This is a genomic window from Cellulomonas pakistanensis (assembly GCF_016862755.1).
Taxonomy (GTDB): Bacteria; Actinomycetota; Actinomycetes; order Actinomycetales; family Cellulomonadaceae; genus Cellulomonas; species Cellulomonas pakistanensis.
Map to the genome: position 1 here is coordinate 113,539 of NZ_BONO01000007.1, position 24,068 is coordinate 137,606.

Annotated in this window: 24 protein-coding genes and 1 riboswitch; of the genes, 8 read left to right on the plus strand and 16 right to left on the minus strand. The window is 75.0% G+C overall.

Features of this window, described 5'->3' with window-relative positions; all coding sequences use genetic code 11:
• Nucleotides 1-23: 23 nt before the first annotated feature.
• Nucleotides 24-1,001: a cold-shock protein gene (locus Cpa01nite_RS18835; RefSeq protein WP_203667941.1), complete on the minus strand. Its 978-nt coding sequence runs from the start codon at nucleotides 999-1,001 to the stop codon at nucleotides 24-26.
• Nucleotides 1,002-1,103: 102 nt separating this feature from the next.
• Between Cpa01nite_RS18835 and Cpa01nite_RS06580 the strand changes: the two genes are divergently transcribed.
• Nucleotides 1,104-1,484 carry an HNH endonuclease gene (locus tag Cpa01nite_RS06580; RefSeq protein ID WP_203667942.1) on the plus strand — a complete coding sequence of 127 codons (381 nt, stop codon included), beginning with the start codon at nucleotides 1,104-1,106 and terminating at the stop codon, nucleotides 1,482-1,484.
• Between the two features lie 207 nt (nucleotides 1,485-1,691).
• A complete protein-coding gene (locus tag Cpa01nite_RS06585) occupies nucleotides 1,692-3,251 on the plus strand; it encodes an SDR family NAD(P)-dependent oxidoreductase (protein ID WP_239068586.1) in 1,560 nt (519 codons plus the stop codon).
• Between the two features lie 87 nt (nucleotides 3,252-3,338).
• Here the strand turns inward: Cpa01nite_RS06585 and Cpa01nite_RS06590 are convergent, their stop codons facing one another.
• Nucleotides 3,339-4,208 (minus strand): AraC family transcriptional regulator, encoded by an 870-nt coding sequence (locus Cpa01nite_RS06590; protein ID WP_203667943.1) that lies wholly within the window; start codon nucleotides 4,206-4,208, stop codon nucleotides 3,339-3,341.
• Between the two features lie 163 nt (nucleotides 4,209-4,371).
• Here Cpa01nite_RS06590 and Cpa01nite_RS06595 point away from each other — a divergent pair, with 163 nt between their 5' ends.
• The 4 genes from Cpa01nite_RS06595 to Cpa01nite_RS06610 are packed head-to-tail and all read left to right on the plus strand — an operon-like array spanning nucleotide 4,372 to nucleotide 6,704.
• Nucleotides 4,372-4,776 carry a PadR family transcriptional regulator gene (locus Cpa01nite_RS06595; protein WP_203667944.1) on the plus strand — a complete coding sequence of 135 codons (405 nt, stop codon included), beginning with the start codon at nucleotides 4,372-4,374 and terminating at the stop codon, nucleotides 4,774-4,776.
• 1 nt (nucleotide 4,777) lies between these two features.
• Nucleotides 4,778-5,146 (plus strand): DUF1048 domain-containing protein, encoded by a 369-nt coding sequence (locus Cpa01nite_RS06600; RefSeq protein WP_203667945.1) that lies wholly within the window; start codon nucleotides 4,778-4,780, stop codon nucleotides 5,144-5,146.
• Nucleotides 5,143-5,940 (plus strand): ABC transporter ATP-binding protein, encoded by a 798-nt coding sequence (locus Cpa01nite_RS06605; protein WP_203667946.1) that lies wholly within the window; start codon nucleotides 5,143-5,145, stop codon nucleotides 5,938-5,940. Before Cpa01nite_RS06600 ends, Cpa01nite_RS06605 begins: the two co-directional genes overlap by 4 nt.
• Nucleotides 5,937-6,704 carry an ABC transporter permease gene (locus Cpa01nite_RS06610; protein WP_203667947.1) on the plus strand — a complete coding sequence of 256 codons (768 nt, stop codon included), beginning with the start codon at nucleotides 5,937-5,939 and terminating at the stop codon, nucleotides 6,702-6,704. The genes Cpa01nite_RS06605 and Cpa01nite_RS06610 overlap by 4 nt, the downstream gene beginning before the upstream one ends.
• Nucleotides 6,705-6,790: 86 nt before the next feature.
• On the opposite strand, the gene Cpa01nite_RS06615 is transcribed toward Cpa01nite_RS06610, so the two are convergent.
• The 5 genes from Cpa01nite_RS06615 to Cpa01nite_RS06635 all read right to left on the minus strand — a co-directional run bounded on the left by Cpa01nite_RS06615 (nucleotide 6,791) and on the right by Cpa01nite_RS06635 (nucleotide 11,075).
• Complete coding sequence (locus Cpa01nite_RS06615; protein ID WP_203667948.1) at nucleotides 6,791-7,630, minus strand: class II glutamine amidotransferase; 840 nt, start codon at nucleotides 7,628-7,630, stop codon at nucleotides 6,791-6,793.
• A gap of 93 nt (nucleotides 7,631-7,723) precedes the next feature.
• Nucleotides 7,724-7,945, minus strand: a complete 222-nt coding sequence (locus tag Cpa01nite_RS06620) for a hypothetical protein (protein WP_203667949.1) — start codon at nucleotides 7,943-7,945, stop codon at nucleotides 7,724-7,726.
• 125 nt (nucleotides 7,946-8,070) lie between these two features.
• Nucleotides 8,071-8,748 carry a TetR/AcrR family transcriptional regulator gene (locus Cpa01nite_RS06625; RefSeq protein ID WP_203667950.1) on the minus strand — a complete coding sequence of 226 codons (678 nt, stop codon included), beginning with the start codon at nucleotides 8,746-8,748 and terminating at the stop codon, nucleotides 8,071-8,073.
• Between the two features lie 198 nt (nucleotides 8,749-8,946).
• Nucleotides 8,947-10,185, minus strand: coding sequence for an Nramp family divalent metal transporter (locus Cpa01nite_RS06630; protein WP_203667951.1), 1,239 nt, complete (start codon nucleotides 10,183-10,185; stop codon nucleotides 8,947-8,949).
• A gap of 206 nt (nucleotides 10,186-10,391) precedes the next feature.
• Nucleotides 10,392-11,075: a hypothetical protein gene (locus Cpa01nite_RS06635; protein WP_203667952.1), complete on the minus strand. Its 684-nt coding sequence runs from the start codon at nucleotides 11,073-11,075 to the stop codon at nucleotides 10,392-10,394.
• Between the two features lie 123 nt (nucleotides 11,076-11,198).
• Between Cpa01nite_RS06635 and Cpa01nite_RS06640 the strand changes: the two genes are divergently transcribed.
• Nucleotides 11,199-12,320, plus strand: a complete 1,122-nt coding sequence (locus tag Cpa01nite_RS06640) for a GNAT family N-acetyltransferase (protein ID WP_203667953.1) — start codon at nucleotides 11,199-11,201, stop codon at nucleotides 12,318-12,320.
• Nucleotides 12,321-12,420: 100 nt separating this feature from the next.
• Here Cpa01nite_RS06640 and Cpa01nite_RS06645 read toward each other — a convergent pair whose 3' ends face one another.
• From Cpa01nite_RS06645 to Cpa01nite_RS06655, 3 genes are read right to left on the minus strand one after another with little or no spacing between them, the layout of a single operon-like run.
• Entirely contained in the window at nucleotides 12,421-13,470 is a 1,050-nt protein-coding gene (locus Cpa01nite_RS06645; RefSeq protein WP_203667954.1) for an ABC transporter ATP-binding protein, read from the minus strand.
• Nucleotides 13,467-15,236: an ABC transporter permease gene (locus tag Cpa01nite_RS06650; RefSeq protein WP_203667955.1), complete on the minus strand. Its 1,770-nt coding sequence runs from the start codon at nucleotides 15,234-15,236 to the stop codon at nucleotides 13,467-13,469. Before Cpa01nite_RS06650 ends, Cpa01nite_RS06645 begins: the two co-directional genes overlap by 4 nt.
• A 19-nt stretch (nucleotides 15,237-15,255) precedes the next feature.
• Complete coding sequence (locus Cpa01nite_RS06655) at nucleotides 15,256-16,365, minus strand: thiamine ABC transporter substrate-binding protein (protein ID WP_203667956.1); 1,110 nt, start codon at nucleotides 16,363-16,365, stop codon at nucleotides 15,256-15,258.
• A gap of 75 nt (nucleotides 16,366-16,440) precedes the next feature.
• Nucleotides 16,441-16,574, minus strand: a riboswitch (TPP riboswitch).
• Nucleotides 16,575-16,688: 114 nt separating this feature from the next.
• Here Cpa01nite_RS06655 and Cpa01nite_RS06660 point away from each other — a divergent pair.
• Nucleotides 16,689-16,973, plus strand: a complete 285-nt coding sequence (locus Cpa01nite_RS06660) for a DUF4235 domain-containing protein (protein WP_203667957.1) — start codon at nucleotides 16,689-16,691, stop codon at nucleotides 16,971-16,973.
• A gap of 112 nt (nucleotides 16,974-17,085) precedes the next feature.
• On the opposite strand, the gene mnhG is transcribed toward Cpa01nite_RS06660, so the two are convergent.
• From mnhG to Cpa01nite_RS06690, 6 genes are read right to left on the minus strand one after another with little or no spacing between them, the layout of a single operon-like run.
• Nucleotides 17,086-17,487 (minus strand): monovalent cation/H(+) antiporter subunit G, encoded by a 402-nt coding sequence (gene mnhG / locus Cpa01nite_RS06665; RefSeq protein ID WP_203667958.1) that lies wholly within the window; start codon nucleotides 17,485-17,487, stop codon nucleotides 17,086-17,088.
• Complete coding sequence (locus tag Cpa01nite_RS18540; protein ID WP_239068587.1) at nucleotides 17,484-18,119, minus strand: monovalent cation/H+ antiporter complex subunit F; 636 nt, start codon at nucleotides 18,117-18,119, stop codon at nucleotides 17,484-17,486. The genes mnhG and Cpa01nite_RS18540 overlap by 4 nt, the downstream gene beginning before the upstream one ends.
• Nucleotides 18,116-18,697 (minus strand): Na+/H+ antiporter subunit E, encoded by a 582-nt coding sequence (locus Cpa01nite_RS06675; protein WP_203667959.1) that lies wholly within the window; start codon nucleotides 18,695-18,697, stop codon nucleotides 18,116-18,118. The genes Cpa01nite_RS18540 and Cpa01nite_RS06675 overlap by 4 nt, the downstream gene beginning before the upstream one ends.
• Nucleotides 18,694-20,241, minus strand: a complete 1,548-nt coding sequence (locus tag Cpa01nite_RS06680; protein ID WP_203667960.1) for a Na+/H+ antiporter subunit D — start codon at nucleotides 20,239-20,241, stop codon at nucleotides 18,694-18,696. Before Cpa01nite_RS06680 ends, Cpa01nite_RS06675 begins: the two co-directional genes overlap by 4 nt.
• Nucleotides 20,238-20,777 (minus strand): Na(+)/H(+) antiporter subunit C, encoded by a 540-nt coding sequence (locus Cpa01nite_RS06685; RefSeq protein ID WP_203667961.1) that lies wholly within the window; start codon nucleotides 20,775-20,777, stop codon nucleotides 20,238-20,240. Before Cpa01nite_RS06685 ends, Cpa01nite_RS06680 begins: the two co-directional genes overlap by 4 nt.
• On the minus strand, nucleotides 20,774-23,872 hold the full coding sequence (locus Cpa01nite_RS06690) for a Na+/H+ antiporter subunit A (protein WP_203667962.1): 3,099 nt from the start codon (nucleotides 23,870-23,872) through the stop codon (nucleotides 20,774-20,776). Before Cpa01nite_RS06690 ends, Cpa01nite_RS06685 begins: the two co-directional genes overlap by 4 nt.
• Between the last annotated feature and the right edge of the window lie 196 nt (nucleotides 23,873-24,068).

The following is a 24,068-nucleotide window of genomic DNA, read 5'->3' on the forward strand; positions in this document are numbered from 1 at the left end:
CGGGGGCCCCGCGCCGGGTCGGGTCAGACCAGGTCGACCCGGTCCGCCTGCGGGCCGCGGTCGCTCTGCCGCACCTGGTACCGGACCCGGTCGCCCTCGTAGAGCGCCTCACCGTCGCGGACGACCGACACGTGCACGAACAGGTCCGGGCCGCCGTCGTCGGGCGTGATGAAGCCGAAGCCGCGGTCCGCGTCGAACCGCGCCACGACGCCCTGGCCACCCCGCTGCGGGGCGCGGGAGGAGCGGTCCTGGCCGCCGCGCGCGGGCGCACCCCGGCCCGGGGCGCCGCGTCCGGGCGCGCCGCGGCCGCCGCCCCGCGCCGACCCGCCGACCAGCCGCACGCCCTGGGCCTGCAGGCCCTTCTCGCCCTCGGACAGGCGGTAGCTCACCCGGTCGCCCTCGACGAGCTCGCCGATGTCGTCGGACAGCGTCCGGGCGTGCACGAACACGTCCTGGTCGCCGGAGTCGGGGGTGATGAAGCCGAAGCCCTTGCCGGCGTCGTACCAGGTCACGGTGCCGTCGGCACCGTCGTTCCGGTCGGCCGGCTGCCCCGCGCCGGCCACGGACGAGGCCCGCAGCGGCAGGACGTGGTCGGCCTGCGGGCCCTTCTCTCCCTCGACGACCAGGAACGCGACCGGCTGGCCGTCGGTGAGCACCCCGCCGCCGACGATCGCCGAGCTGTGCACGAAGATCTCGCCGCCGCCGTCGCCCGGCGTGAGGAAGCCGTAGCCCTTGGCCGGCTCGTACCAGTTCACGGTGCCGAGGACGCCCTGGGCGGTGTCGTCGGCGACGTCGCCGGTGACCCGGACGCCGCGGGCCTGCGGGCCGCGGTCGCTCTCGCCGATCTCGAACTCGACGGCCTGGCCCTCGCGGAGCGACGCCGGGCCGTCCTGGCCGACGACCTCGGACGCGTGGACGAACAGGTCCTCGGCGTCGTCGCCGAGCGCGATGAAGCCGAACCCTCGCTCGGTGTCGAACCAGCGGACGGTTCCCTGCGGCACGGTGGTACTCCTCGGTGGTGACGGCGGTTGCTGCCACCAGTGTCCCCCTGTCGCGCGCGGTGGACGAACCGCCTCGAAGCGGGCGGGCGGTAGCGTCCTCGCGTGGTCCGCCGTCGCAAGGTCTCGTCCCAGGCGTCGCCGTCGACCCGCGCGCGGTACGCGAAGCGCCGGCAGCGCCGGGTCGCCCTGGCGGACAACGACCTCACCCCGGCGGAGTGGGCCGACCTCGTCGCCGCCTGGGGCGGGGCGTGCGCGTACTGCGGGGCGCCGACCCCGTCGCCGCAGCGCGACTGCGTGCTGCCGATCTCGCGCGGCGGCCGGTACACGCTGCCGAACGTCGTGCCCGCGTGCGCGTCGTGCAACGCGAGCAAGCACAACGACGAGGTCACGGGGTGGCTCCGGCGCAAGAAGCTGGACGAGCGGGCGTTCCTGGTCCGGCACGCGACGATCCTGCGCGCCCTGGCGCCGGCCGACCCGGCCTGACGCCCGCGCGGGATGGTGGCCCCCGCGTCGAGTGTCCAGAAACCCGAGCGGTTCGCGCAGGTATGTCCGCCGGGTTCTGGACACTCGACGCCCGGCGCGCGCCCGGTGTGACCAGACGCACCGTGGGCCCGCGCCCGCCCGCGCCGTAGGATCCTCCGGGCCCCGCGCGACCGCGGCGCCTTCTCCCCACCCCAGGACGGACGGCGCATGAGCGCGCAGACGACCACGCCCGCGCAGCACCCGGACGAGCTCGGCGACGAGGGCCTCGACCTCGCGGCGGGCACGGACCTCGACCCGACGGCCGACGTGCCGCCCGGCGTCGACCCCGTCGAGTTCGCCACCTTCCTGCGGGTCGCCGACCAGGTCGCGGCCCTGCCGCAGACGCACCCGCAGCACGCGGCCGCGCGCCGCGCCGCGTCGGCGATGTTCAAGGCCGCCAAGAAGCACCGCCGCGGGGAGAAGCGCCGGCTCATCGCCGAGGCCGACGCCGCCGTGGTCGCCGCCACCGCGACGGGCAGCCCGGGCCGGATCGACGACGAGACCGCCGGCATCCAGATCACGTCGTCCACCACGGGCGCGATCGCCGGCACGCTCATCCGCCCGCGCCCCTGCTACGTCTGCAAGCAGGACTACACGGTCGTCGACGCGTTCTACCACCAGCTCTGCCCGGACTGCGCCGCGCTGCACCACGCCAAGCGCGACGCCCGCACGGACCTCACCGGCCGCCGCGCGCTGCTCACCGGCGGCCGCGCCAAGATCGGCATGTACATCGCGCTGCGGCTGCTCCGCGACGGCGCGGACCTGACGATCACGACCCGGTTCCCGCAGGACGCCGTGCGCCGGTTCCGCGCGATGGACGACTCCGCGGACTGGATCGACCGGCTGCACGTCGTGGGGATCGACCTGCGCGACCCGGCGCAGGTGGTCTCGCTCGCGGACCACGTGGCCGCCCAGGGCCCGCTCGACATCCTGATCAACAACGCCGCCCAGACCGTCCGCCGGTCGCCGGGGGCGTACGCGCGGATCGCCGAGGCGGAGGACGCCCCGCTCGACGCCGACGCCGCGCGGATGATCACGACCTTCGGCCGCACCAGCGACGCGCACCCGCGCGCGCTCGCCGGGTCGGTCAGCGAGCTGACCAGCCCCGCGCTGGCGATCGAGCGGGCCGCCCGCGCCGCCGCGGACGAGCTGACCGCGCAGTCGCTCACCCGCGAGGCCGCGAGCCTGGAGCGGCTGGTCGCCGGGACGTCGATCGACGCCGGCGGGCTCATCCCCGACGTCGCGGAGACGAACTCCTGGGTCGCCACGGTCGAGGACGTCGACCCGATGGAGCTGCTCGAGGTCCAGCTCTGCAACCAGACGGCGCCGTTCATCCTCATCAGCCGGCTGCGGCCCGCCATGGCGGCGTCGCCCGCGCGCCGGACCTACATCGTCAACGTGTCGGCGATGGAGGGCGTGTTCGCCCGCGGCTACAAGGGCCCCGGCCACCCGCACACGAACATGAGCAAGGCCGCGCTCAACATGCTGACCCGCACCAGCGCGGGCGAGATGGTCGACGACGGCATCCTCATGACGGCCGTCGACACCGGCTGGATCACCGACGAGCGCCCGCACCCGACCAAGGTCCGCCTGGCCGAGGAGGGCTTCCACGCCCCGCTCGACCTGGTCGACGGCGCGGCGCGGGTCTACGACCCGATCGTCCGCGGCGAGGCCGGCGAGGACCTGTACGGCTGCTTCCTCAAGGACTACGCGCGCTCGCAGTGGTGAGCTGACCGGCGCGAGGGGGGCCGAGACACCGCGAGGGCGCACGAGCTCTCGTGCGCCCTCGCGGTGTGCCGTGCGCCGGCGTGGCCGTCAGGCCGGCTCGACCGGCAGCCAGAGCTCGACGGTCGCGGTGCTGAAGTCCGCCGCACGGTCGAGCACCGCCACGATCTCCGGGCCCTCGCGCAGGCGCCACGGGTTCGACGGGAACCACTCCGTGGCGGTGGCGGCCCAGACGGACTGCAGGGTCGCCGGGTAGGTGCCCTCGGCGCGGAACACCGCCCACGAGCCCGCCGGCACCGGCAGGACGTCGAGGTCGCCCGGCACCTCGACCGCGTCCGAGACGGCGACGCCGTGCAGGTACGTCAGCTCGCTCCCCTCGCGGCGGTCGGGGTCGAGATCGGCACTCACGGCGAGCAGCCCGGCTGGCTCGGCGTCGCCGAGCGCCTTGAGGCGCGCGTGCTCCTCGGGCGCGATCGACGCGACGTGCCGCTGGATCGCCGGGTTGACCCCGGCGTGCACGAGCGGGACGCGGGCGGCGTGTCCCGCGAGGCGGAGGCCGGGACTGGTGACGAGTCGGACGTCCATGGGTGCTGCTCCTTCGACGGTCAGGCGGAACCTGAGGCGGGGTTGGGACCGGAGGGGACCACCGTCGCGCCGCGCCTGTCCCGGGCTCACGCCGTGCACCGCGCGGAACGCGCGCCCGAAGGCCTCGGCCGACCCGTAGCCGTACCGCACGGCGATGCCGAGCAGGTCGCCCCGCCCGTCGACGACCTCCGCCGCGGCGACGGTCATCCGCCGGCGGCGCACGTACTCCGACAGCGGCATCCCGGCCAGCGACGAGAACAGCCGCCGGAGGTGGTACTCGGTCGTGCCGAGCGAGGCGGCGAGGTCGGCGACGTCGAGGTCGTCGGTGAGGCGGTCCTCCACGACGTCGACGAGCCGGTTGAGCGTGGCGATCACGGTGCTCCCTTCCGCGGTCCAGCCTGGCGGCCGCCTCCTGGCCGGCGCCCGATCATCCTGGCCCGATCCGATCAGGATCCGCCGGTATTCAGTGTTGCCAAGTACCGGTACCTAGCGTTACGTTGTACCGGTAGTCAGCGACACCGAGTACGGGAGACCTCCGATGGCCAGCCAGATGACCGAGATGCTCAAGGGCACCCTCGAGGGGATCGTGCTCGCGATCCTCGAGGCCCGGCCGGCGTACGGCTACGAGATCACCGCGCAGCTCCGCGACGAGGGGTTCGCCGATCTCGCGGAGGGCACCGTCTACGCGCTCCTGGTCCGGATCGAGCAGCGCGGGTTCGTCGACGTCACCAAGGTGCCGTCCGAGAAGGGCCCGCCGCGCAAGGTCTACACGCTCAACGCCGCGGGCCGCGCCCAGCTCGACGAGTTCTGGGCCACCTGGGCGTTCCTCGCCGGGCGGATCGAGCACCTCCGCGCGGCGCGCACCGACAGCACCACGAGCACCACCGGCACCGACTCCGGCAGCACCCACCGCACCACCGACAGCACCGAAGGGGACGACTGACATGGTCGCGAAGTGGATCGAGGCCCTCACGGGCTCGCTCGAGCAGAAGAAGCAGTACCGGCAGGACATGGCGCGGATCAAGGCGCTGCCCGAGCCGTACCGCACCGCCGCGAAGGCCACGCACCGGTACCTCATGTACTCGGGCGGCGTCACGGACGGTGACTCGATGATCACGATGTTCACCGACCTCGCCGACCTGTGGGAGCGCGCGGCCGCCGACGGCACCCCCGTCCGCGACGTCGTGGGCGAGGACCCGGTCGAGTTCGCCGAGACCTTCGGCCAGGCGTACGTCGGCGAGCGGTGGATCGACAAGGAGCGCTCGCGCCTCACGAAGGCGATCGAGGACGCGGAGCAGGACGGCACCCGGTGAGCGCCACTTCCGGGCCCGCCGCGCCCGCCGTCGCCGTCCGCGGCGTCGAGAAGTCGTTCGGCGACCTCCGCGTGCTGCGGGGCGTCGACCTCGAGGTGGCGCCGGGGACGATCCACGCGCTGCTGGGCTCCAACGGGGCCGGCAAGACGACGCTGGTCCGCATCCTGTCGACGCTGCTCAGGCCCGACGCCGGCACGGCCAGCGTGCACGGGTTCGACGTCGTCGGCCAGGCCGCCGAGGTCCGCGAGTCGATCAGCCTCACCGGCCAGTTCGCGGCCGTCGACGGCATGCTCAGCGGGCGGGAGAACCTCGCGCTGATCGCGCGGCTGCGGCACCTGCCCGACCCGGGCGCGGTCGCCGACCGCCTGCTCGACCGGTTCTCCCTCACGGAGGCCGGCGGGCGGCGGGCGTCGACCTACTCCGGCGGCATGCGCCGCCGGCTCGACATCGCGATGAGCCTGATCGGCGACCCGCCGGTCATCTTCCTCGACGAGCCGACCACCGGCCTGGACCCGCAGGCGCGCAACGAGGTGTGGCGGACCGTCGAGGAGCTCGCCGGCGGCGGCACGACCGTGCTGCTCACCACGCAGTACCTCGACGAGGCGGAGCGCCTCGCCGACCGGATCGCCATCCTGCACGAGGGGACGATCATCCAGGACGGCACGCTCGCCGAGCTCAAGCGACTCCTCCCGCCCGCGCGGGTCGAGTACGTCGAGAAGCAGCCCACGCTCGAGGACGTCTTCCTCGCCCTCGTCGGCGCCGGCGACCAGCCGGCCGGGAAGGACCCGCGATGAGCACCGCCCACGTCGTCGGCGACACCGTCGCCCTCACCGACCGCTCGCTGCGGCACATCCTGCGCAGCCCCGACACGATCATCACGACCGCGGTCACCCCGGTCGCCCTCATGCTGCTGTTCGTCTACGTGTTCGGCGGCGCGATCCACGGCGGGTCCACCGCCTCGTACGTCGACTACCTGCTGCCCGGCATCCTGCTCATCACCATCGCGTCGGGCGTCGCGTACACCGCGTACCGGCTGTTCCTCGACCTGCAGGGCGGGATCGTCGAGCGGTTCCAGTCCATGCCGATCGCCCGGCCGAGCGCCCTGTGGGCGCACGTGCTGACCTCCATGGCGGCCAACCTCACGTCGGTCGTGCTCGTCGTCGGGATCGCCCTGCTCATGGGGTTCCGCACGGGGGCGTCGGTGCTCGCGTGGCTGGCGGTCGCCGGCATCCTGGTCCTGTTCACGCTCACGCTGACCTGGATCGCGGTGCTCGCGGGGCTGTCCGCCAAGACGGTGGACGGGGCGAGCGCGTTCTCCTACCCGCTCATCTTCCTGCCGTTCATCAGCTCGGCGTTCGTGCCGACCGACTCGATGCCGACCGCGGTCGCGTGGTTCGCCGAGCACCAGCCGGTCACGGCCGTCGTCGACTCGATCCGGGCGCTGTTCGCCGGCGAGCCGGTCGGCGGGGACCTGTGGGTCGCGCTCGCCTGGCTCGTCGGGATCCTGGCGCTGGCGTACGTGCTGGCGGTCCGCGCCTACCGGCGCAAGGTCGGCTGAGCCGACCGCCCGAGGACGCGGGCGGGGCACCGGGGCCGCGACCCCTCCGGCGCCCCGCCCGCCTGCGCGTCCGGGTCAGGCGGTGGTCACGCGGTGGTCAGGACGGGCGCGAAGGGCACCAGCTCCTCGCGCCCGTCCTCGACGACCAGGCAGGTGCTCTCCGGGACCTCGAGCCACGCGCCCTTGAGGTCGCCGAGCGGCTCGGACACCACGATCCGGGTGTCGTCCGACAACCCGTGCAGCACCGGGTTGTCCGGGTACTGCGCCCGCAGCACCGCGACGTCCCGGTTCCGGAACAGCGACCGCGACCGGCCCTCCGACGAGTAGCGGAACGTCCAGAGCCGCTGTCCGTCGGTCGTCGCGAAGGTCCCCTGCACCGGGTACGCGACGCCGTGCCGCAGCGCGACGTCCTCGATCAGACCCACCGCGGCAGCGACGGCGGCCGGCGGGTCGTCGGTCAGGCCGAACGTCAGCGCCAGGTAGAACAGCGTCTCCGAGTCGGTCGATCCCTCGATCAGCGGGTACAGCGCCGGGTCGACGGCCATCCGCAGAGCCCGCTTCAGGGTGCTGAAGCCGTTGATCACGCCGTTGTGCGCGAACAGCCACTGCCCGTGCCGGAACGGGTGGCAGTTGGTCTGCTGCACGGCGGTCCCGGTCGTGGCGCGGATGTGGGCGATGACCATCCCGGACCGGATGTGCTGGGAGAGCTCGCGCAGGTTCCGGTCGCTCCACGCCGGCTCGATGCTCCGGAACAGCCCGGGGATCGGCGAGTGGTCGTCGTACCAGCCGACGCCGAACCCGTCGCCGTTCATCGGCTCGACGCCCAGCCGGCTGTGCCGGCTCTGCATCACGAGCGAGTTCTCCGGCTTGTAGAGCAGCTCGTCCAGCGTCACCGGCGATCCCGTGTACGCGAGCCAACGGCACATGGCGGCCTCCTGTGCGGGGTGGGCCCGCGCCGTCGCGGGCCGCTGGGGCCACTGTGCACCGGGGCCTCGCAGAGCGGCCCCGGCGCACGGCCCTCAGCGCTCGATCGGCGCCTGCTCGACGGCGACCGGCTCGGCCTGCCGGCGGCGCAGCACCACGGAGCCGACGGAGGCGACGGCCGCGGCAGCCATGGCGCCCCCGACGAGCCACGAGCCCGCCTCCAGCTGCGTGGCCAGCACGCCCAGGACGAGCAGGAAGCCGCCGAGGCCGAGCAGGGCGGTCGCCGAGGTGGACGCGGTGGTCGTGTCGGTGTGCATGCTGGTCAGCCTAGATTCGAGCCCGACCGTGCCGCCTCGGGCGGGCGGCGGAACTTCGCGCCCCGCCCCGGGGACGAGGACCGGCCCCCGGGTCCACCCCGCGGCGGAGCCCCGACGCCGCCGGCCTACGCCTCCGGATCCCAGCGGGACGGCACGAGGTCCGCGAGCAGCGTGCGGTGCGCCCACCGGGCCCAGGCCAGCGCGCTCCACCCGCCGCGCCGCACCAGCGCGTTCCACGTCTCGGGCCCGAGCACGAGGGACACCACGTCGGTCGCCCGCTCGACGTCGAGCCCCGGCCGCAGGACCCCGTCCCGGTCGCACGCCTCGACGAGCAGCCGGTGCACCGCGCGCCGCCGGGCCTCGTCCCGCTCCCACGCCGCGTGCAGCACCGGGTCCCCGACGGCGTGCGCCCGGACCAGGTCCTGCACGGCGGCGGCCCGGCCCAGCAGCTCGGCGGCCCCGCGGGCGTGCAGGAACACCCGGCGGGCAGGGTCCGGCTCGGCCGCGACGGCGCGCACCCACGGCTGCGCGGCGAGGTCGGGCGCCGCGTCCCGGCGGTCGGCGCCGTCGACGGCGTGGTCCAGGCAGCCGACGAGGATGTCGGACTTGGACGGGTAGGAGTAGTAGACGGTCTGCACGCCGAGCCCGGCGGCGCGGCCGATCGCGGTGATCGTCGTCGGCCCGTAGCCGTCGGCGAGGAACAGCCGCGTGGCGGCCTCCGCGATCCGCCCGCGCGACGCGGCTGCCCGCGCGGCGCGTCCGTCGGCGCGCGGGGCCTCGGTGGCGGTGTCGCTGCTGGTCACGTCGCAAATCGTAGCAGCGCTCCGAATTTCATTCGGTAGCGCCGCTCCGACAAGCCGCACCACGCCTCGCCGAGAGGGCAGACGATGTCGCTCGGCGGGCCAGGAGGGGACATCGTCTGCCCGCTCGGCGAGGTTCCGGCTGGTCAGGGGCGCGCGAGGCGGCTCGCGGAAATCCGAAGCGGCGCTACCGAAACGCGGTCAGCGCCCCGTGGCCAGGAGGCCCAGCAGGGCGAGGTTGAGCGCGACCACCAGGGCGACCACCACGACCAGGACCACCTGGAGCCGCGGGCCGTTGGCGTGCGAGCCCATCAGACCGCGGTCGCGGTTCAGCCGCACGAGCGGGATGACCGCGAACGGGATGCCGAAGCTCAGCACCACCTGGCTGACGACCAGGGTCCACGTCGGGTCCGCCCCGACCGCGAGCAGCACCAGGGCCGGCACGAGCGTGATCGCCCGCCGGGCCAGCAGCGGGATCCGCTTGTGGATCAGCCCCTCCATGATGGCCGCGCCCGCGTAGCAGCCGACCGACGTGGACGCGAGGCCCGACGCGAGCAGCCCGATCGCGAACACGACACCGACGACCGGGCCGAGCGCGTCGCTGATCGCGGCGTGCGCGCCCTCGATCGTGTCGGTGCCCTCGACGCCGCGGAGGTTCGCCGCCGCGAGCAGGAGCAGGCCGATGTTCACCGTGCCGGCGATCGTGAGCGCCGCACCGACGTCCCACTTGGTCGCCCGGAGCAGGCCGCGCCGCGCGGCCTCGTTCGGAACGCTGCCGAACCGGTCGCGGCTCAGCGCCGAGTGCACGTAGATCGCGTGCGGCATCACCGTCGCGCCGAGCATCGAGGCGGCCAGCAGCACCGAGTCCGTCCCGGCGAACCGCGGGACCAGGCCGCCGAGCATCTGCCCCGGGTCCGGCGGGCCGAGGACGAGCCCGCACAGGAAGCCGACGACGATCACCAGCAGCAGGCCGACGACGACCGTCTCGAACCGCCGCTGCCCGTACCGGTTCTGCGTCGCGAGCAGCAGCATCGAGACGACGCCGACGATCACGCCCCCCAGCACCAGCGGCAGGCCGAACAGCAGGTGCAGGGCGATGGCGCCACCGACGACCTCGGCGATGTCGGTCGCCGCGGCGACCACCTCCGCCTGCGCCCAGTACGCCAGCCGCGACCGCTTCCCCAGCCGGCGCCCGAGCACGCCCGGCAGGGAGTCGCCGGTGACGATGCCGAGCTTGGCCGACTGGTACTGGACCAGCACCGCCATCACGTTGGCCGCGACGAGCACCCAGAGCAGCAGGTAGCCGTACCGCGCTCCCGCGGTGAGGTTCGCCGCGACGTTGCCGGGGTCGACGTAGGCGATCGCCGCGACGAACGCCGGGCCCAGCAGCGGGAGCACGCGGCCGCGCCGCACAGCCTGCCGGTCAGCAGTGGTGGTCACCGTACCTCCAAGTTCGGATGTCCGAACTCAGTGTAGGGCGCGGAGTTCGGACAACCGAACTCTGGCCCGGTACGCGCCGCTGCGCACGCCGAGTCGTCCGACGCAGCCGTCCGACCCAGCCGCCCCAGCCGCGCCGCCCGGCCGGGCCGCCGGTGACGCCACCGGGCCGCCTCCGCGATCGAGCGGAGGGCGCCCGGGACGCGCGGTCAGGCCGCGGCCGGCTCCACCTCGCGCCGCCACCGGCCGTCGACCCGCGCGAACCCGACCCGCTCGAGGTACGGCCCGGTGTCCCGCGCGTCCTCGGCGACCACCAGGGAACGCAGCCCGGTGCCGGCGAACGCGCCCGAGCGCCGGTAGACGAACTCGCCCGGCGCGAAGTCGCGGAATCGCGGGGTGACCCAGTCGAGCTCGACCTCGCCGACACCGTCCCCCGCGTCCCGGACGACGACCACGCCGACGGTCTCGTCACCGCGGAGCACCAGGTACGCCCACCGCCCGGCGGCGCCCCCGGCCGGCTCACCCGCGGGCTCACCCGCCGCGTCACCCGCCGCGTCACCCGCCCGGCCGAACGACGGGTAGTACCGGGCGATGTCGTCCGCGTGCACCCCGAGCACGTGCCGCAGGTAGCCGTCCCCCGCCCCGACGGGCACGACCTCGTACACGTCGGCGTCGTGCCGCTCGCGGGTCAGCCGCCACAGCCAGTAGGCGTCGATGACGGCGATCACCGCGTTCATCGCCGCGAACGGCCAGATCCCGACGACCGTGTTGTACGCGGTCGCGATGACGGACCCGGCGAAGTTGAGCCACCGGAACCGCAGGACGCGGGCCTGCATGAGGGACACGACGACGAGGGCGGACCCGACCCACCCGATGATCTCCAGCACTGGCATGGCTGGACGGTACCGGCCCGGCGACCGCCCGGCGGCCCGCCGTGAATCCGTAGCGTCGCTCCGACAACCGTCGACCGCGGAAATCCGGTCGACGGCCGCGAGACCGGGGCGCACGATGACCGCATGACGCTCCCGACGACGCAGCCGCACCTCGTCCCGCTGCCCGTGCCGGCCACCCTGGAGCACCCCGACGCCTGGCTGCTGCACGGCTTCGTCGACGCGTGCAACGCCGTGCTGCTCGACGACTGGGGCACGCTGGACGAGGCGCGCCTCCCCGAGGAGACCCTGCGCAGCCTGCAGCACCAGGAGTACACGGAGAAGCTCCGCTTCCTCGCGCTGGACGGCCCCGCCGACGGTCCGGCGGACCCGGCGCGGGTCCTCGGCTACCTGTCGCTCGACCTGCCCCGGCAGGACAACACCCACACCGGCAACGCCGACCTCGGGGTCCGGCCGGAGCACCGCGGGCGCGGCATCGGCGCCGCCGTGCACGACCTCGCGGTGCGGACGGCCCGCGAGCGCGGCCGCACGGTGCTCACCGGCGCGACGGACCAGCGCACCGAGCCGGAGGAGGGGCCGGGGACGCTGGTCCCCGGCACCGGTAGCGGCCGCGTCCGCGCGGACGACCCGGCCGTGGCGTTCCTGGTCCGACGCGGCTGGGACCTCGAGCAGGTGGAGCGGCGGTCGGTGCTGGCGGTGCCGGTGCCCGAGGACGAGCTCGCCCGGCACGCCGACGCCGCCGCGGCCGCCGCGGGCCCCGACTACGAGGTGGTGCGGTGGGACGACCGCTGCCCCGACGCGTGGGTCGACCAGTTCGCGGTCCTGCAGACGCGGATGAGCACGGACGCCCCGATGGGCGGCCTGGACCTCCGCGAGGACCTGTGGGACGTCGCCCGCGTCCGCGCCGCGGAGCGGCAGCACGTCGAGCGCGGGATGACCTACCGGGTCGCGGCGGCCGTGCACCGGCCGACGGGTGTCCTCGCCGCGTTCACGGCGCTGGTCAGCCGGCCGGACACCGACGAGTTCGTCTACCAGGACGACACCCTGGTCCTCCGCGAGCACCGCGGCCACCGGCTGGGGATGCTCGTGAAGACGGCGAACCTGGCGAGGCTCGCCGAGGCGCAGCCCGGCGCCCGCCGGGTCGCCACGTGGAACGCCGAGGAGAACAGCTACATGCTCGCGATCAACGTCGCGCTCGGGTTCCGTCCGGCGGGCGGGTCGGGCGAGTGGCAGCTGCGCCTCGGCTGATCGCCGTCCCGCGCTCGCAGGAGTGGAAGGTCCGGCCCGACACACCCCGGCGTGTCGGGCCAGATCGTCCACTCGACAGGCCCCGGGCCGCCGCCCCGGGTCAGCCCCCGACGACCGCCACGGCGCCCGCCTCGGCCGCGAGCCGCACGCGCTCGCCCGGCTCCGGCACCGCTCCCCCGCCCGCCGGCAGCGCCGCCGTCACCCGGACGTCCTCGGGCTCCAGCACCGCGTCCACCTCGGCCCGGCCCCGCCGGGTGCGCCGATCGGCGACCACCGCGGCCCGCACGGGCGTCGCGGGCCCGGGTTCCGGGTCGGCCGGGCCGAGCACGCGCCACCCGCCCGCGGCCACCGCGAGCGCCCCCGAGCCCCCGCCCGACCCGGCACCGGCCCCGCCACCCAGGAACGTCCGGTACCCCAGGAACTCCGCCACCTCCCGCGAGGCCGGCCGCCGCCACAGCGCCTCCGGCTCGTCGACCTGCAGCAGCCGCCCGGCCGACATCACGGCGACCCGGTCCGCGACGGTCGCCGCCTCGTCCTGGTCGTGCGTGACGAACAGCGCCGTCGTGGCCGTGGCGACGAGCGCCCGCCGCAGGTCGTCGGCGAGCCGCTCGCGCAGGGACCGGTCGAGCGCGGACAGCGGCTCGTCGAGCAGCAGGAGCCGCGGCCGCGGCGCCAGCGAGCGGGCGAGCGCCACCCGCTGCCGCTCGCCGCCGGACAGCGTCGCGACGGGCCGCCGGTCGTAGCCCGGCAGGCCGACCAGATCCAGCAGCTCCGCGACCCGCGCGGCCCGGGCGTCCCGCGGCAGCCCGCGCAGCCCGTACGCCACGTTGCCCGCGACGTCCCGGTGCGGGAACAGCTGCCCGTCCTGGAACACCAGGCCGAACCCGCGCCGGTGCACCGGGACCGCGGCCAGGTCGACGCCGTCCCAGGCGACCGCACCCGACGCCGGCGGCTCGAGCCCGGCGACCGCGCGCAGCAGCGACGACTTCCCGCAGCCGGACGGGCCGAGCAGGGCGAGCACCTCGCCGACCGGGACGTCGACCGAGACCCCGGCGACGGCCGTGACGGCGGGCGCGCCGCGCCCCGCGCCCGGGTACCGCACGACCACGTCGCGCACCGCCAGACCCGACCCGGTCCCGGTCCCCGTCACAGCTCTCCTCCCGCCGGCCCGCGGAACCGCTCCGCGAGCGCCATCACCCCGGCCGTCAGCGCCGCGAGCACCACGCTCGCCGCCAGGGCCATCCCGTAGTTGTCGGCGCCCGGCTGCCCGATCAGCCGGAAGATCACGACCGGCAGCGTCGGCAGGTCGGGGCGCGCGAGGAACGACGTCGCCCCGAACTCGCCGAGCGACACCGCGAACGCGAACCCGACCGCCAGCCCGATCGAGCGGGCCGCGAGCGCGCCGTCGACCCCGAGCAGCACCCGCCCCGGCCCGGCGCCCAGCGTGCCGGCGGCCTCGCGCAGCCGCGGGTCGATCGCCCGGAGCACCGGCAGCACGGTCCGCACCACCAGCGGCACGGCGACGACCGCCTGCACGACCGGCACGAGGATCCCGCTGCTGCGCAGGTCGGTCGCGATGCCGAACGGGTGGCCGAGCGTCAGCAGCGCGCCGAACCCGACGGTCACCGCCGACACCCCGAGCGGCAGCATGAACACGCCGTCGAGCACGCCGACCGCCCGCCGCGCCGCGCGCCGCCGGGGCCGCCGCGACACCAGCAGCGCGACCAGGCAGCCGACCAGGAGCGCCAGCAGCGTCGCGTCGACCGCGATCCGCAGCGAGTTGCCCAGCGCCTCCCAGACGGTGACCGTCAGCGCGTTCCGCCCGCCGGTCGTGCCCAGTGCCCGGTAGTGGTCGAGCCCCCAGCCGTCGCCGGTGCGCAGCGACCCGAGCAGCAGCGCGCCCAGCGGCAGCGCGAGCAGGACGAGCACCCCGGCGGTCACGACGGCGGGTGCCCAGTGCGGCCGCGCGGGCCCCGCCCCGGACGACCCCGGTGCCACGAGCTGCAGCGCCCGCTCCCGCCGCGCCCGCGCCCGCCCGGCCACCGCCAGCGCGGCGACCACCACCACGACCTGCACCACCGACAGCACGGCCGCGGCCCGCAGGTCGAGGAACTGCGTCGTCTGGATCCAGATCTCGGTCTCGACCGTGCCGTACTGCATCCCGCCGAGCACCAGCACCGTCCCGAACGCGGTGGCGCAGAACAGGAACACCAGCGACGCGGCGGACACGATCGCGGGCGTCAGCGCGGGCAGCGTCACCGTCCAGAACGCGCGCGCCGGCGAGGCGCCGAGCGACCGCGCCGCCTGCTCCGGGCGCGGGTCGAGCCGCTGCCACAGCCCGCCGACCGTCCGGACCACGACGGCGTAGTTGAAGAACACGAGCGCCGCGACGATCGCCGCGAACGTGCCGTCCAGGTGCAGGAAGCCGAGCGGGCCGTTCTCCCGGAGCAGCGCGCGGAACGCCACGCCGACCACGACGGTCGGCAGCACGAACGGCACGGTGACGAACGCCCGCAGCACCCCCACCCCGGGGAACCGGCACCGGTAGAGCACGTACGCGCCGGGCACCCCGAGCAGCACCGACATCACGGTGCCGATCGCGCCCTGCGCCAGCGTGAGCCCGACGATCCGCCACGTGCGCGGGCGGGAGAACACGTCGGCGAACCCCGACAGGTCGAGGGCCCCGTCCGGGAGGAAGCCCCGGCCCACCAGCGCCAGCACCGGCCAGGCGAAGAACGTGCCGAGGAACAGCAGCGGCACCGCGGCCGCGAGGGTCCAGGACGCGACCCGCCCGACGGCCCACGCCCGGGCCGGGGGACGCGACGCCGCGCGGGCGGGCGCGGCCGGGCCGTCCGGGCGCGCCGACGACCCCGGCCGGCCCGTGCCGGTCGGGGTCGTCCGCGTCGCCGTGCTCATCGGGGCGGTCGTGCCGTCGTCAGCCGACGACCAGGTCGGTCCACTCGCGCACCCAGGCGTCGCGGTTCTCCGCGATGTCGTCGAGCGGCACCTCGTGCGGCGCCTCGGACAGCGGGGCCCACTCCGCCCAGGACTCGGGCAGCTCGACGGCCGAGCTCACCGGGTACATGTACATCGAGCCCGGGATGTCCGCCTGCACCTCGTCTGACAGCAGCCAGTCGACCAGCTGCTGCGCGCCCTCGGGGTTCTGCGCGCCGGCCAGCACGCCGGCGTACTCGACCTGGCGGAAGCAGGTGTCCAGCAGCGCGCCGGTCGTGGGCTCGCCGCCGCCCTCCGGGACCGTCTCGGGCGGGCTCGACGCGTACGACAGCGCGATCGGCCGCGGGCCGCCGCCCCCGCCACCGGAGAAGTCGGTGTAGTAGGCGTCCGACCAGCCCTCGGCGACCTTCAGGCCGTTCGCCTCGAGGTCGGTCCAGTACTGCTGCCAGCCGTCCTCGCCGAACGCGCCGACGGTCGCCAGCAGGAACGCCAGGCCCGGGCTGCTGGTCGCCGCGTTGGTGACGACCGTCAGGTCCCGGTACCGCGGGTCGGTCAGGTCCTCGAGCGACGTCGGCTCCGGCACGCCCTGCGCGGCGAACCAGGCGTGGTCGACGTTCAGGCAGACGTCGCCCGTGTCGACCGCGGTGAGCGAGTGCGACGCGTCCGGCGCGTACCGCGCGGCGTCGGCCGCCGCGGGCGCCTGCGACTCGTACGGCTCCAGCACGCCCTCGTCGATCGCCCGCGACGCGAAGGTGTTGTCGATGCCGTAGACCACGTCGCCCAGCGGCGCGTCCTTGGTGAGGATCAGCTGGTTGACCAGCGCCCCGCCGTCGCCGGGGGCGACCTGCGTGACCGTGAGCCCGGTGTCCGCCTCGAACTGCTCCAGCAGGCCGTCGCTCAGGTGGAACGAGTCGTGCGTGACCAGCGTGACGGTCCCGCCGCCCGCGCCCGTCGACGCGTCGTCGGACCCGGAGCCCGAGCCCGACCCGGTCACGGAGCAGGCGGTCAGCGCCAGGACGCCGGCGACGGCGACCAGGCCGGCCGTGGTGGTCCGCCGGGGTGCCCGGCGGCGTGCGCGCGTGCGCGCCATGGTGGTTCCTCCTCGATGTGCACCGAGGGGGCCGCACCGCACCGGCCGCGCCCCGCAGGAGCACGACGGCGCGGGGCGACTGAGATCCCGACTCCCTACGCCGGTGCTAACCGGATCAGGTGCGAGGGTCTGCGGATTCCGTCCGCACTCTCAGCGTCGGTCGGGCCGCGGTGTCACGCACGGCCCGGGACGCTCCCCTGTCGTTCGCGCCCGACCCTACACCGGCGCGGCACGCCGCCCGCGCTGACGCGCCTGACCTGCGGCGCCGCACCGGCGGCGCTAGCGTGGGCAGCCAGCACGCCCGTCCCGACGCAGGAGGTCCCGTGGCCGACGAAGAGACCCAGTCCACGTTCGCGAAGATCACCGGCCTGGTGGTCGCCGGCGCCGTCGCCTGGATCGCCGGCAAGGCGGTCGACGCCGCGTGGAAGGCGGCGTCGGGGCACAAGCCGCCGAAGCCCGAGGACGACGACGACCCGCGCGTCGCCGAGGTCGTGGCGGCCGCCGCGATCACCGCGGCCGCGGTCACCGTCGCGCGCGTGTTCGCCACCCGCGGCACCAAGAAGTTCGTCGAGCGCGTCGACCGGAACCGCCGCCTCCCGAAGGCCTGACCCGCCCGGCGGCGCGAGGTCGGTGCCTCCGACCGGGTCCGGTGGCTCCCGCCGACGTCGGCGGGAGCCGCCGGACCCGGCGGGCGCGGCCGCCGCGCGCCGCCCGGACGACTCAGCGGCTCGACGACTCCGGGGCGTCCTCGGGCTCGGTGCCCCGCGCGGTGGCCTCGTCCTGCGCCTCCGTGAGCTCGTCCACGACCAGCAGGTCCCGGCGCACCTTCCCGGTGCGGTAGCCCGCGCGGCCGACCAGGTGCGCGGCGACCGGCGCCGTCAGCATCTGGAACAGCGCGACGAGCACGAGCGCCCACACCGCGCCGCCGGACCGCAGCCGCAGCGACAGGCCGATCAGGACGAGGATCAGCCCGAGCACCTGCGGCTTGGTCCCCGCGTGCATCCGCGACAGCAGGTCGGGGAACCGCAGCACGCCGACGCCCGCGGCGAGCGCCAGCAGCGCCCCGCCGATCAGGCAGATCGAGGCGACGACGTCCGCGACCACGTCCCAGTCCCAGCTCATCGGTCGCTCCCCTCGCCGTGCGTGCGCTCGCTCGTGCCGCGCCCGGCCGCCTCGCGGTCGGCGGCGTCCTGATCCTCGCGCTCCCGCGCGGCGGTGTGCTCGCCCGCGCCGTGCTCGTCCACCTCCGGCTCGTCGCCGTGCTCGCGCCGGTCCTCGTCCTCGACGACCCGGCCGCGGCGGGCCTCGTCGCCGTGCGCGGCGTGCTCGGCGCGCACCTCGTCCGGGTCCGCGGCCGGCCGCGGGGCCTCCGACGCGGACGCCTCGGCCTCCCGGGCCCGGCGCGCGCGGCGGGCCTCCTCGGCCTCCTCCTCGGCGCGGATCCGCTCGGCCTCCTCGGCCGCGATCTCCTCGCGGGTGCGGACCCGGCCCTCGCCCGCGGGCTCGACGGACGCGAACCGCGCGATGGTGGTCGACCCCACGAAGCCGACGAGCGACAGCACGACGAGGATCGGCACCACGTCGGTGCGCCGCTCGGCGGACGCGTACAGGGCGACCGCGGCCACCACGACCGTGACGATGATGTCGAGCGCCACGGTCCGGTCGAGCATGGACGGGCCGCGCTCCGCCCGGATCAGGGCGAGCGCCCCGGCCACCGTGAGCAGCGCGGCGCAGATCAGCAGGACGGCGGTCACGCGCCCACCTCCTGGCGTCGGGGGGACCGGCCGCCGGGCGCGAGCCCGGCCTCGCGCAGCTCGGCGTCCGAGGCGAAGGCGCGCAGCACCCGCTCCTCCTGGTCGAGCACCGTCTGCCGGGCGCGCTCGACGCCGCCGGACTGCTCGACGTCGAGGACGTGCAGGTAGAGCATGCCGGTCAGGCGGTGCGCCTCGACGACCAGCGAGCCGGGGACGAGCGAGCAGAGCTCGGCGGTCATGGTCAGGTACAGGTCGGAGTGGTTCCGCAGCTGGACGCCGATCACGGCGCCGCGGGGCGTGTGCCGCGGCCGCAGCGCGACCCAGGACACCTCGACGGACGCGTGCACGAGGTCCCAGGCGAACCGCCCGACCAGCACGAGCAGGGGCCAGGGCCGCACCGTGCCGTGGAAGTCGATCGGCGTCATGCGCAGCAGCCCGGTGACCGCGACCGCGATCACGGAGCCGGCCAGGACGTTCCCCACGGACAGGTCGCCCCACAGGAACACCCAGACGACGACGAGCCAGACCATGGTCGGCCACTGGGTCGCCAGCCTCTTCCGGCGCGGGTGCAGGCTCACGCGTCCTCCCCCTCCGCCACGTCGACCGACTCGCCCGAGCCGCGGCCGCCCTCGGGCAGCACCGACTGGATGTACACCGACCGGTCGGCGAGCGCCCCGGCGGCGCGCTCCGCGTAGCCGTACAGCGGGCCGGCGGCGACGGTGAGCGCGAGGCCGAGCACGACGAGCGCGCCGGCGGAGCCGACCATGCCCCGGGGCAGCCGCTCGTCGGGCAGCGGCTCGGGCGGCGTCTGCCAGAACGCCTTGTTCCAGGCCTTGATCAGCGCGTACAGCGTCAGCAGCGAGGTGACCACACCGCCGACCACCAGGGTCAGCGCGAGCCACGAGCCGTCCGCGACGCCGGCCTGCAGGAGCCCGGCCTTCCCGAGGAACCCGGACAGCGGCGGGATGCCGCCGAGGTTCATCGCCGGGATGAAGAACAGGATCGCCAGCACGGGGGCGATCTTCGCCAGCCCGCCGAGCGAGTCGAGCGACGTGGAGCCGCCTCTGCGTTCGATCAGCCCCGCGACCAGGAACAGGCCGGTCTGCACGATGATGTGGTGCGCGACGTAGTAGATCGACGCGGACCAGCCGGCCTCGGAGGCCAGGGCGATGCCGAAGATCATGTAGCCGATGTGGCTGACCAGCGTGAACGACAGCAGACGCTTGAGGTCGTCCTGCGCCACCGCGCCGAGGATGCCGACCACCATGGTGCCGAGCGCCGCCCACATGAGGACGTCGTCCATCCGGCCCTCGGGGAACAGCAGCGTCTGGGTCCGGATGATCGCGTAGACGCCGACCTTGGTGAGCAGGCCGGCGAACACCGCGGTGACCGGGGCGGGCGCCGTCGGGTAGGAGTCGGGCAGCCACGCGGACAGCGGGAAGATCGCCGCCTTGATGCCGAACGCGAGCAGCAGCAGCACCTGGAGCAGCAGCCGCACGCCGGGGTCGATCTCCGGGAGCCGCTCGGCGAGCTGCGCGAGGTTCACCGTGCCGGCGGCCGCGTAGGTCAGCGCGATCGCGATGAGGAACAGCAGCGACGACAGCAGCGCGACGACCACGTAGATGCTGCCCGCCCGGATCCGCTCCCCCGTGCCGCCGAGCGTCAGCAGCACGTACGACGCGGCCAGCAGGATCTCGAACCCGACGTAGATGTTGAACAGGTCGCCGGACAGGAACGCGTTCGCGACGCCGGCGGCCAGGATCAGGTAGGTCGGGTGGTAGATCGAGACCGGCGCGGCCTCGTCGCCGTCGGCCTCGCCCTGGGCCAGCGAGTACAGCTGGACGCACAGCGTCACCGCGGCGGAGACCGTGAGCATGAGCGCCGACAGCCGGTCCGCCACCAGGTCGATGCCGACCGGCGCGGCCCAGCCGCCGATGTCGACGACGATCGGGCCGTCGTCCGCGAGCACGAGCAGGGTCGCCGCGACGACCAGCACGACGCTGAGCGCGACGACGCTGATGATCCGCTGCAGGCGCGGGCGGCGGTACAGGGCCAGCGCGAGGCCGGCGCCGAACAGCGGCACGACGACGGGCAGCGGCACCAGCCAGCTGTACTCGCTCATCGGCTGCCCTCCCCGCGGTCGTCGGTCGGTCGTGCGTGGTCCCCGGCGCCCGTGACGCCCGCGGGTGAGGGTTCGCCCTCGTCGGTCTCGTCGCGGGTCTCCGCGGCCTCCTCGTCGAGGGTGGTCGTCGACTCCTCGGTGTCGTCGTCCAGGAACGCGCGCTCGTCGCGCGCGGCCAGCCGGGCGATGCGGCGGTCCTCGACGTCGTCCTGGACCTCGTCGTGCCGGTGCAGCTGCCAGGACCGGTAGGCCATGGCGAGCAGGAACGCCGTCATGCCGAGCGTGATGACGATGGCGGTCAGCACCATCGCCTGCGGCAGCGGGTCGGCCATCTCGCGCTCGAGCTCGAGCCCGACGAGCGGCGGCCGGCCGGCGGCGCCGCCCGCGACCAGGAACAGCAGGTTCGCGCCGTTGCCGATCAGCACGACGCCGATCAGCACCCGGGACAGGCTGCGCTCCAGGAGCAGGTACACGCCCGCCGTCACCAGGACGACGATCAGGCCGACCAGGACGAGGTTGGGGCTCATGTCGATCATCGCGCGCCCTCCGCGTCGTCGTGGCGGTGGGTGACCAGGCCGGCGGCGACCGCGTCCACGCGGATCTCCTCCGCCGGCTCGGCGTCGCCGCCCACGGCCACCGGGTCGCCGTCCTGCTCGGCCTGCCGGTCGATCTCGGCCCCGAGGCTGCGCAGGATGTCGAGCACCAGGCCGACGACCACCAGGTAGACGCCGACGTCGAAGAACAGCGAGGTGACGAGCTTGATGTCGCCGAGCAGCGGCAGCGACGCCTCGATGATCCAGGACTGCAGGACGGTGCCGCCGAAGATCAGCGCGCCCAGGCCCACGCCCGCCGACAGGAACAGGCCGCTGCCGAGCAGCAGACCGGGCTGCACGGGGGCCGCCTCACCGAGCTCGTACCGGCCGCCCGCGAGGTAGCGGACGATCAGCGCGATGACCGTGACCAGGCCGGCCGCGAACCCGCCGCCGGGGGCGTTGTGCCCGGAGAACAGCAGGAACAGCGAGTACACGATCATCGTGTGGAACAGCAGCCGCACGACCACCTCGAACACCACCGAGCGGCGCCGCGGGGCCAGTGTCCGGCCGGCGCGCAGCCACTCGCGCGGCTGGTACCCGGCGCGGGCCTCGACGGGCCGGCGCAGCGCCGCCTGCGGGTCGTCCTCGCTGCCCCAGACCGCGCGGTCCGCGGGCGCGTCGCCGGCGCGGAAGATCGCGCCCGACCGCTTGCGGAGGAACACGAGCGAGGCGACGCCGGTGGCCGCGACCAGCAGCACCGAGATCTCGCCCATCGTGTCCCAGGCGCGGATGTCGACGAGCGTCACGTTGACGATGTTCTTGCCGCCGCCGAAGGAGTAGGCCTCCTCGGCGAAGTCGACGGACACCGGGATGTGGATCCGGGCGCTCGGCACGACGAGCGCCAGCGCGCCGACCGTCAGGCCGACCGCCAGCGCGACCACGAGCCGCACGAACCGGGACGCCACCAGCGGGCGGTCCGAGAAGTACGGGGGCAGCCGGCGCATCACCAGGACGAACACGACGAGCGTCACCGTCTCGACCAGCACCTGGGTGAGCGCGAGGTCCGGGGCGCCCTGGAGCAGGAACAGCGCCGCGATGCCGTAGCCGGAGACGCCCAGCAGGATCACGGCCTTGAGCCGGCGGCGGGCCCGCGCGACCAGCACGGCCGCCACGGCGACGAACACGCCGATGACGAGCTGCGCCGGGCGGTCCCACGCGCGGGTCTCGGTCGGCAGGTCGGTGAACCGGACCAGCGGGACGCCGACGGTCACGACGAACACCACGAGGATGCCGCCGAGGTAGAACGGCAGCGAACCGCGCTGGGTGATCGCGGTGACGTCCGCGGCCAGGTCGTCGAGCTTGCGCATGAACCGGCGGTACATCCGGTCCGCCTCGGGCACGTGCGGCACCGCGGCCTGCGCGGCCTCGACCGGGCCGCGGGCCACGAACAGCAGCGCACCGACCGCGAGCACCGCGACGGTGATCGCGAGCACCGGGGTGAAGCCGCCCCACAGCAGCAGGTGGCCGGCCTCGCCCTCGGGGTAAAGGTCGGCCTGCGGCGCGAGCAGCTCCTCGCCGAACGACGGCACCAGCGCGACCGCGAGGCCGAGGACGGCGAGCAGCAGCGCGGGCCAGACCAGCAGCAACGACGGGCGACCGACGGGCGCGGGCTCCGCGCGGTCGTCGTCGGCGGGGGCGTCCAGCTCGGGGACGCTGCGCTCGTCGCGCGCACCGGGCTCGTCCTTCGCCGCCCTCGCCTCGCGGGCGACCGACAGCGCCTTCACGGCGGCCGGGGACAGCACCGGCTTGGTGGCGAACGCGCCCCACCACAGCCGCAGGCCGTACGCGACGGTCAACGCCGAGCCGACCGCGACCAGCACGAGGACGACCAGGTCCAGCGGGTGCCCGCCGTGGACGAGCGCCTCGAGGGCGGCCTCCTTGGCGACGTAGCCGGCGAACGGCGGCGCGCCGATCATCGACAGCGTGGCCAGCCCGCCGGCGACCGCCGTGATCGGGAGCGCCCGGCCGACGCCGGACAGCCGGCGCAGGTCGCGGGTGCCGGTCGCGGCGTCCACGACGCCGACCACGAGGAACAGCGCGGCCTTGAACATGGCGTGGGCGCCGACCAGGGCGAGGCCCGCGAGCGCGGTCGCCTTCGTGCCGTAGCCGACCAGCAGCACGATGAGGCCGAGCTGGCTCACGGTGCCGAACGCGAGGATCAGCTTGAGGTCGTGCTGGCGCAGCGCGCGGTAGCCGCCGAGCAGCAGCGTGCCGCCGCCGAGCACGACGATCATCCAGCGCCAGGCGGACAGCTCGGAGTACGCCGGGGCGAACCGCGCGACCAGGTACACGCCGGCCTTCACCATCGCGGCGGCGTGCAGGTACGCGGACACCGGCGTGGGCGCGGCCATCGCGGCCGGCAGCCAGAAGTGCGTGGGGATCAGCGCGGCCTTGCTCATGGCGCCGACCAGGAGGCAGACCACCGCAGCGGTGACCATGGGGCCGTGCGGCGGGTCCGCGAGCGTCTCGGAGATCCGGTACGTGCCCGCGGCCTCGCCGAGCAGGACCACGCCGACGAGCATCGTGAGGCCGCCCGCCGTCGTGACGACGATCGCCTGCATGGCGGCCCGGCGGCTCGCCTTGCGCTCGTGGTAGTGGCCGATCAGCAGGTAGGAGAAGACCGTGGTCAGCTCCCAGAACACGAACAGCAGCAGCGAGTCGTCCGCGGTGACCAGGCCGAGCATCGCGCCGGCGAACGCGACCAGCACCCCGCTGAACCGGCCGAGGCCGCTCGCGCCCGCCTTGAAGTAGGCGGAGCAGTAGACCAGGACGATCGCACCGACGCCGCCGACCAGCAGGGTCATCAGCCAGGACAGCGTGTCGAGCCGGAACGCCAGCTCCAGGCCGAGGCCGGGTACCCACTGCACCACCTGCGTCGGCCCGTCGCCGTCCAGCACGCGGCCGGTGAGGGAGAGCGCCCACACGGCCACCGCGGCGGGGGCGAGCGCGAGCACCCAGAACGCCCTGCGGCCGATCCACGCGACGAGCGCGGGCGCGACCAGGGCAGCGACGAGGTGCACCGCGAGGAGCTGCAGCACGTCCGCTCCGTCCTGTCGTGGGCGGGTGGTCGGTCGGTGGGTCGCGCCGACCCTGCCCACGGGTGCCCTGGGGCCCGCCCGCAGCGGTTCGACGGCTGTGGTGTTGTCAGCGGGCAGGTACAGGGACGCACGGCGACGCGGCGCACGCAAGCGTGGCGAAGGCCGACCGTGGTCGAGGGATTACCTGGACTCTATC

What these genes read in the sequence shown, in the direction of transcription:
- Cpa01nite_RS06685 (WP_203667961.1), bottom strand. Translation starts at nt 20,777, where the DNA reads ATGATCGACATGAGCCCCAACCTCGTCCTGGTCGGCCTGATCGTCGTC.
- Cpa01nite_RS06600 (WP_203667945.1), top strand. Translation starts at nt 4,778, where the DNA reads ATGGTCGCGAAGTGGATCGAGGCCCTCACGGGCTCGCTCGAGCAGAAG.
- Cpa01nite_RS06680 (WP_203667960.1), bottom strand. Translation starts at nt 20,241, where the DNA reads ATGAGCGAGTACAGCTGGCTGGTGCCGCTGCCCGTCGTCGTGCCGCTG.
- Cpa01nite_RS06650 (WP_203667955.1), bottom strand. Translation starts at nt 15,236, where the DNA reads ATGAGCACGGCGACGCGGACGACCCCGACCGGCACGGGCCGGCCGGGG.
- Cpa01nite_RS06610 (WP_203667947.1), top strand. Translation starts at nt 5,937, where the DNA reads ATGAGCACCGCCCACGTCGTCGGCGACACCGTCGCCCTCACCGACCGC.
- Cpa01nite_RS06655 (WP_203667956.1), bottom strand. Translation starts at nt 16,365, where the DNA reads ATGGCGCGCACGCGCGCACGCCGCCGGGCACCCCGGCGGACCACCACG.
- Cpa01nite_RS06620 (WP_203667949.1), bottom strand. Translation starts at nt 7,945, where the DNA reads ATGCACACCGACACGACCACCGCGTCCACCTCGGCGACCGCCCTGCTC.
- mnhG (WP_203667958.1), bottom strand. Translation starts at nt 17,487, where the DNA reads ATGAGCTGGGACTGGGACGTGGTCGCGGACGTCGTCGCCTCGATCTGC.
- Cpa01nite_RS06640 (WP_203667953.1), top strand. Translation starts at nt 11,199, where the DNA reads ATGACGCTCCCGACGACGCAGCCGCACCTCGTCCCGCTGCCCGTGCCG.
- Cpa01nite_RS06615 (WP_203667948.1), bottom strand. Translation starts at nt 7,630, where the DNA reads ATGTGCCGTTGGCTCGCGTACACGGGATCGCCGGTGACGCTGGACGAG.
- Cpa01nite_RS06585 (WP_239068586.1), top strand. Translation starts at nt 1,692, where the DNA reads ATGAGCGCGCAGACGACCACGCCCGCGCAGCACCCGGACGAGCTCGGC.
- Cpa01nite_RS06635 (WP_203667952.1), bottom strand. Translation starts at nt 11,075, where the DNA reads ATGCCAGTGCTGGAGATCATCGGGTGGGTCGGGTCCGCCCTCGTCGTC.
- Cpa01nite_RS06595 (WP_203667944.1), top strand. Translation starts at nt 4,372, where the DNA reads ATGGCCAGCCAGATGACCGAGATGCTCAAGGGCACCCTCGAGGGGATC.